5 protein-coding genes and 1 pseudogene are annotated in these 5,500 nt (G+C 67.2%); 1 reads left to right on the top strand and 5 read right to left on the bottom strand.

Annotated features, from left to right (window positions below):
- The first annotated feature begins 687 nt into the window (after nt 1-687).
- The gene (locus AB0F29_RS41430; protein ID WP_361884170.1) at nt 688-2,490 is read left to right on the top strand and encodes a hypothetical protein; all 1,803 of its coding nucleotides are present in this window, start codon (nt 688-690) and stop codon (nt 2,488-2,490) included.
- A 46-nt stretch (nt 2,491-2,536) separates the two neighbouring features.
- Here the strand turns inward: AB0F29_RS41430 and AB0F29_RS41425 are convergent, their stop codons facing one another.
- The 5 genes and pseudogenes from AB0F29_RS41425 to AB0F29_RS41405 all read right to left on the bottom strand — a co-directional run bounded on the left by AB0F29_RS41425 (nt 2,537) and on the right by AB0F29_RS41405 (nt 5,076).
- Nucleotides 2,537-3,208: an SMI1/KNR4 family protein gene (locus AB0F29_RS41425; protein ID WP_361884168.1), complete on the bottom strand. Its 672-nt coding sequence runs from the start codon at nt 3,206-3,208 to the stop codon at nt 2,537-2,539.
- Between the two features lie 50 nt (nt 3,209-3,258).
- The gene (locus AB0F29_RS41420; protein WP_361884166.1) at nt 3,259-4,005 is read right to left on the bottom strand and encodes a hypothetical protein; all 747 of its coding nucleotides are present in this window, start codon (nt 4,003-4,005) and stop codon (nt 3,259-3,261) included.
- 427 nt (nt 4,006-4,432) lie between these two features.
- Nucleotides 4,433-4,594, bottom strand: a pseudogene (locus tag AB0F29_RS41415) (conjugal transfer protein TraA); the annotation flags it as partial.
- The gene (locus tag AB0F29_RS41410) at nt 4,545-4,886 is read right to left on the bottom strand and encodes a relaxase domain-containing protein (protein WP_361884164.1); all 342 of its coding nucleotides are present in this window, start codon (nt 4,884-4,886) and stop codon (nt 4,545-4,547) included. The gene AB0F29_RS41410 and the pseudogene AB0F29_RS41415, both read right to left, overlap by 50 nt.
- A gap of 7 nt (nt 4,887-4,893) precedes the next feature.
- Nucleotides 4,894-5,076, bottom strand: coding sequence for a hypothetical protein (locus AB0F29_RS41405; RefSeq protein ID WP_361884162.1), 183 nt, complete (start codon nt 5,074-5,076; stop codon nt 4,894-4,896).
- Between the last annotated feature and the right edge of the window lie 424 nt (nt 5,077-5,500).

The following is a 5,500-nucleotide window of genomic DNA, read 5'->3' as shown; positions in this document are numbered from 1 at the left end:
CCGCTACGAGAAGACCGCGACCGTCTACCTGGCCGGGCTCCACGTCGCGGCCATCCTCATCTGGTCAGCACGATGATCCGAGAGAAACGGCCTAGTCGTCCAGTCAAGGCCGAAATCCTCAAGGGGCTCATACGCACCGTCGGAGCGAGCAGGAGCCGGGCCGGTCCGCAAAACGACTTACACCCGGCGGGGCGAAGACCGCCGCCACCTTCGGATGTTCGTACGCGGCCTTGCGCAGCGTCCAGGCGGTCAGCCCGGCCGCCCGACCCGGGGGGGGTCAGACGTTGCTGGGGGTGGACGACCAAAGTCTCTGCACCCAGGAGCACACACTGATCGTGACCGAGAGTTCCGCAACCGTACGCAGCGTCACATCTGGTTCCTGTGGAACGTGCAGGGGTGGCCGAATAGGTGGCGTTGATGCGTGAGCGCAGTAGCGCCTAAGAAGGTAGGCAGCGCGACGAACCGACCATCAAGAGTGAGGTCTGCAACTACGTGTTCAGCTTAGCTAGACGAAAAGGTATGACAGCTCGCATAGCCATGGTTTTCGCGGCTGCTCTGTTCCTGGGATCCGGAATAGCAACCGCCGCACCTGAGCCCGACTCATCTCCCGCTTCCAGCCCGAGTGCCGCTCCTTCCTCTCGCCCTGCAGCAGGTCCGGAGAGCAAGGTCCTGGCGGGCAACCGCCCAGTGTCGGGCAAGAACCCACAGGCGGGCCCGGACTGGACTCAAGTGAACAAGGTGTGGCAGGTCAACACCACCGAGCCGGTCCTGAGCAACACGGTGACCGATAAGGACAACGACAAGGCGAACCTGACGTTCGAGGTCTACACGACGGATGCCTTCGGCCAGCCGAAGACGCGGGTAAAGCTGGATGACAGCCAGTTCGGTGTCCTCGTGTCCAAGTTGGTGCCTTCCGGCTCGTCGGCTGAAGTCAAGGTCGGACACGGAAGGCTGAAGCCCGGTGTGACTTACGCCTTCCACACGTCTGCCTACGACGGCGGGCTGTACGAGACCGAGTGGTCGCCGTGGGCCAACTTCAAGATCCGCAACCGAGCTGTCGACATCAAACTGCTAGAGCCCAACAAGGACACACCGCCCCTCAACCAGGACGGCCACCAGCAGCCACAGGCGATTGCTCAGCCGGTCGCGAAGCCGGTACCGCCGGAGGTACCGCCTATTGGCGGCCGCGCGGCAGACGGGTGGAGCTGTGGCGAGGTGAACGAGAAGACGAGCATTCAGCCGTGTTCACGTCTCGTGCCGGACAGCAGCGAGAAAACCCGCACCGCCCTCACCAAGGGGACCGGGGCGGCACTGCCTCATCTGGTCGACTGGTGCGCGGGCTTAATGAACTCGCACATCAAGCGGTACGAGGCGTGCATCGGAAGCTTCACCTTCGAGTACGTCGGAGTCGTCGTCAAGGACGGCAAACCCACCGGTGAAGTTCTGAACGCCTCCTGGGCCGTCGGACAGCAGGTAAAGCTGGCGGCGAACTCGGCGACGTTCACCGAGCAGATCACCCTCGTGCCGATGCAGATCGATGCGAAGCTCGTGTCGGTAACGCTGGACGTGCGGTTCGACTGCATGATGCCTGACCGGTGCAGCAACGGCCCGCACGCGTGGGACGGAGCACTGGTGTGGCTGGGAACAGACCCGCTTTCGCACACAGCGGTCGGGAAGATCGATCACACCTGGAGCGGGGCCAACAAGGCCGACACGCTCGACCTGTCCACGAAGATCACCGCCTACTCGCCAGTGGCGAACCCGGCGGCCTCGCGCTGGCAGGCCGATGGCGCACAGGTCCGGTGCGACAAGATTTCCTCCACTACGCCGGGCTGCACGTTCCACAAGTACATTCCGACGTGGGTGATGAACTTCGACAAGACTCCGGCCGCGGTCGCACACGCATGGCTGATTCAGTCCAAGCTCCCCAACCACCCGGGCAGCAAAGCGCACAACAGGCCGATGTTCTTCCTGCCGGACGCTACCAAGAACGCCCCTGGCCGTGACCCGAACAAGAACCGGGACGTGATCTGCCCGAAGAACAGTGACGGCACAAGCTGGGCGAGTAAACACGGCAACCCGGACGCCACACCTGTCCCGGAGATCAGCGCGGGCGACAAGGTGTCGTGCGACGAGTTCGCCTATGCCTCCAGCTACAACTCCGCCGGCATGCCTGGCGGCATCATCGGAGGCCTCAATCCGGTCGCCTCCGGCGACCAGTGCGTGCAAACCTACGCCACGCGCATCCAGCAGGGCGAGTGGCACCTGTACGACGACGAGCGCAAGGCGGCCCCGACATGGGCCGAGGTCTGCGGCCGCTCCGCCATGTCGAGTTGGGTCAACTCCACGTCGATGGGCGGCGCGTTCAGCTCCGGATTCTCCGGTAAGTACCGCCTGCTGGACAAGGACCCCTACTGGGTGGGCTTCCCCCAGTTCGGGCACTGCAACGCCACCAAGGCAACCGTGACCTGCACCGTCCCCAAGCCGTAGAAGAGCCGGGGGGCCGGCAGACCAATGCTCCTGCCGGCCCCCGGCGTCAGCGAGGACCGTCCAACAGGATCCGGCCCTCGGGCAGCTGAGGCTCTTCCCCGGGGGACACCCACGTCAGCCCCCCGCACACGGTCAACGCGGGCCAGTTGTCCTCGTCACGCTGGCCATCAAGGCCAACAAGGCAGCGCCCCTGCTCCAGGGCGTCCGCGATCTCGACGAGCCACGACTCAAGCGGCCAGCCCAGGGTGGACTCCGGAATGGGTTCCGGTTCACGGTCGACCACCCAGCGGCCTATGTTGCCGTAGGACGGCTCTCCCGGGCGGGCATCGAGGTAGAGCCCGTGCCACATGTCGTCCGGAGTGCAGGAGATCGGAACACGGCCCGGTTCGCGTTCCCAATCGCGAGTCTGCATCACGTAGGCGCTCTGCAGCTGCCCCAGCCGGTACCAGCCCTGTCCCCCGGGCAGGAAGCCGGCGGGCCACCAGCTCTTCCCGTCCTCAGGATCGTCGATTCCGTCATGGAGCCGGTACCAGGCCCGCAGCGCGGGCGGAAACGTCACACCGATCGCCTGCTCCACAGCCGCGATATCGGCCTCACCGGCCGCAGGGCGCAGCAGCGCAGCGGACGCCGGGGCATGAGCATGCAGCCATTTCTCTACGCGCTCCCACGCCGCAGTTGCCTGTCCGGCCGGGGTTTGCACGTTCCGTTGATCTGCCATATCCCCCACCGTACAAGCGCGTTCGAAAGCTCCCTTGAGAACGGTCATGGTCACCGCAGCAGCGGCCAGTGCGTGTCGACACTGGGGCTACGAGAAGAGAGAGATGGCCACCATGCTGACACTCGGCATCCGGCGGCCGGTCCGACTACGGGTGGCGGCCTGCGGGACGCCCGCCGCCTGGCTCCACGTGCGGGTGGTGAAGCGCCCTGGAGCACGGTGGACAACTGCTCGCGTCCCAGCGCGGCGCTGTAACTCTGGGCGTCGGCAAGGACATGGATGCGGGCCTCGCGCCCGGCGAAGAGGAGCTCCTCGGAGGCGTTCACGGTCGAGGACGTCTTCGCCTCGCCTGCCTGGCGGACCGTGTCCCGGTGGCGGGCCAGCTTCCGCAGGGTGTGATCGGCGGACTCGTGCATCACTATCAGCCGGGGCAGGGCCTCGGTGTCACCGTGCTCCTCTGCCTGGTCGATGCGGCGCTTCAGCTCGGTACGGAGGCCGAGAAGGGCGTCGTGGGTGTCGTCGATGTCGCGGCCGTACGTCACCGTCGACAGGACGCGTGCCCACGACCGGGAGGTGCGCTTGAAGTCGAGGGCCAGGACGTGCCCGCCGTTGTGCAGGAGCGGGGCGGTCAGGGAGCGCAGGGCGGTGGAGGTGCCGCCGTCCGAGGCGGTAGACCAGGACGTGCGACGAGTCGTTGTCCAGGTCGACGCAGACCGGCTGCCCGTCGGTGCGAGGCCGATGAGGACCTGGGAGGTGGGGAGCGCTTCCATCTGCTCGCGGACGCCCGGGTCAGTGACCACCGTGGCTCCCAGCGGACGGTCGTCGAGGAACCCACGACAGAGTGGGCGCCGCTCCCCCATCAGCCCGTAGCACGCGCACGAACGTCGTGCGCTTTCGAAGCTTCGGGCGGAGTCGACGCCGCGGAGCCCGCGTCGGTCTGTTCGCGTTTGATGGCGGTGTCGACCGAGGCACCGATGCGACTCAGCGCCCCCGGAGCGGCTTGCCGCCGGTGCCGGCGATCCACCACCGGTCGGGCTCGGCGGAGTCGGCGCGAACGCGCGGCCGCGCAGGGTCTCCAGGAGATGCTGGCGCTACGGCCAGGGCATGGCGGCGGGCGAGTTCCTGCGGACGGTGAAGACGACCGCGGCGACGTCGACAGCAGCCAGCATGGTGTCGACGTGCGGATCCACCCGGGCTCGGATCCGACCGTACGGCAGCGTTGAAGGAGCCGCGGCGGGTGGAGGACCAGTCGATGACCTCGGAGTCGACACCGGCTATCTCCATCACCGGGGGCAAGCCCGGCGTCACCTCCTGCGGGACCGTCGCCAGCCCCAACTCCTCACACACCTCGGTTGTCATCGTCAGGGGGTAGAGCGTCGCGGCCGCCACCACATGCCGGTCGAGGCGGCGGGTATCCAGCGCCCCCACTTCGGCTCGCCGTCAGCGTCCCTGCGCTGCACGCGGTTGAGGACCAGGCGGCCTCGTGGAGGAGCGGGAAACAGTCACGGTTGTCGAAGCGCCGGAACGCCGCAACGCCGAGGGCCGGTGTCTTCGCACGGCCGCGGCCGGAGGCCCACCGGGTCTCCGCCACTTCGTCCTCGAGCCAGCGCAGCGCCTGGGCGACAGCCCGCTCGTGTGCTCGCTCGATGACCGGCGCGTGTGGGCGTCGCCCAGCGCCCACAGCACGATCAGGGACGCTTGCGGAGGAAGGTGAAGTCCGGGGCGAGCAGCAACGCCGCTTGCGGACTTCGATCTCCTCCGTCGGCTGTCCGAGCACGGTCGCCCGCCGCCTCGCGGCCGGATCGACCGTCGACCAGGAGGTGCTGCTCGATCTGGTGGGCGTCCGGGTGCCGACCCTGCCCGAAGACCATAAGCGGAGACGGGTTCGCAACCGGCCGTGGTGAGTTTCAACGACCACCGTGGTGAGTTGCAGGTGGCCTGCCTTGTCGCCAAGAGCTTTGCCTGGCCGGATGAGGGCCAGGCCGTGGGCGGCTCAGCTCCCTTCCAGAAGGTTTGAGCCTTGGGTGTTGCCCGAAGCGGCAGCCGTCATTACGGCGTAATAATCCTGAGCCGAGGCGGGGAGGGGCATCCATGGTGCGCAGATTCCAAGGGCATACCGCTCTCCCGGCCCGCTCGCCTTCGCTGGCTCCCTCAAATGGGTACGCCTGCCGTATCGGCGAGACGTAGTTGGCCGGCACCCGCTGATGTGGGTGCCGGCCCCAGGGGGGACGCGGGGCCGCCGAACCGCCGGCGCCCGGCCGCCGGAACCGCCAGCCCCAGAAGTCGCGCAAGAAA

Origin of the sequence: Streptomyces sp. NPDC026589, from assembly GCF_040638385.1 — a bacterium.
GTDB lineage: Bacteria > Actinomycetota > Actinomycetes > Streptomycetales > Streptomycetaceae > Streptomyces.
Note: the sequence above shows the minus strand (reverse complement) of the source record. Positions and strands in the feature narration are given on the sequence as shown.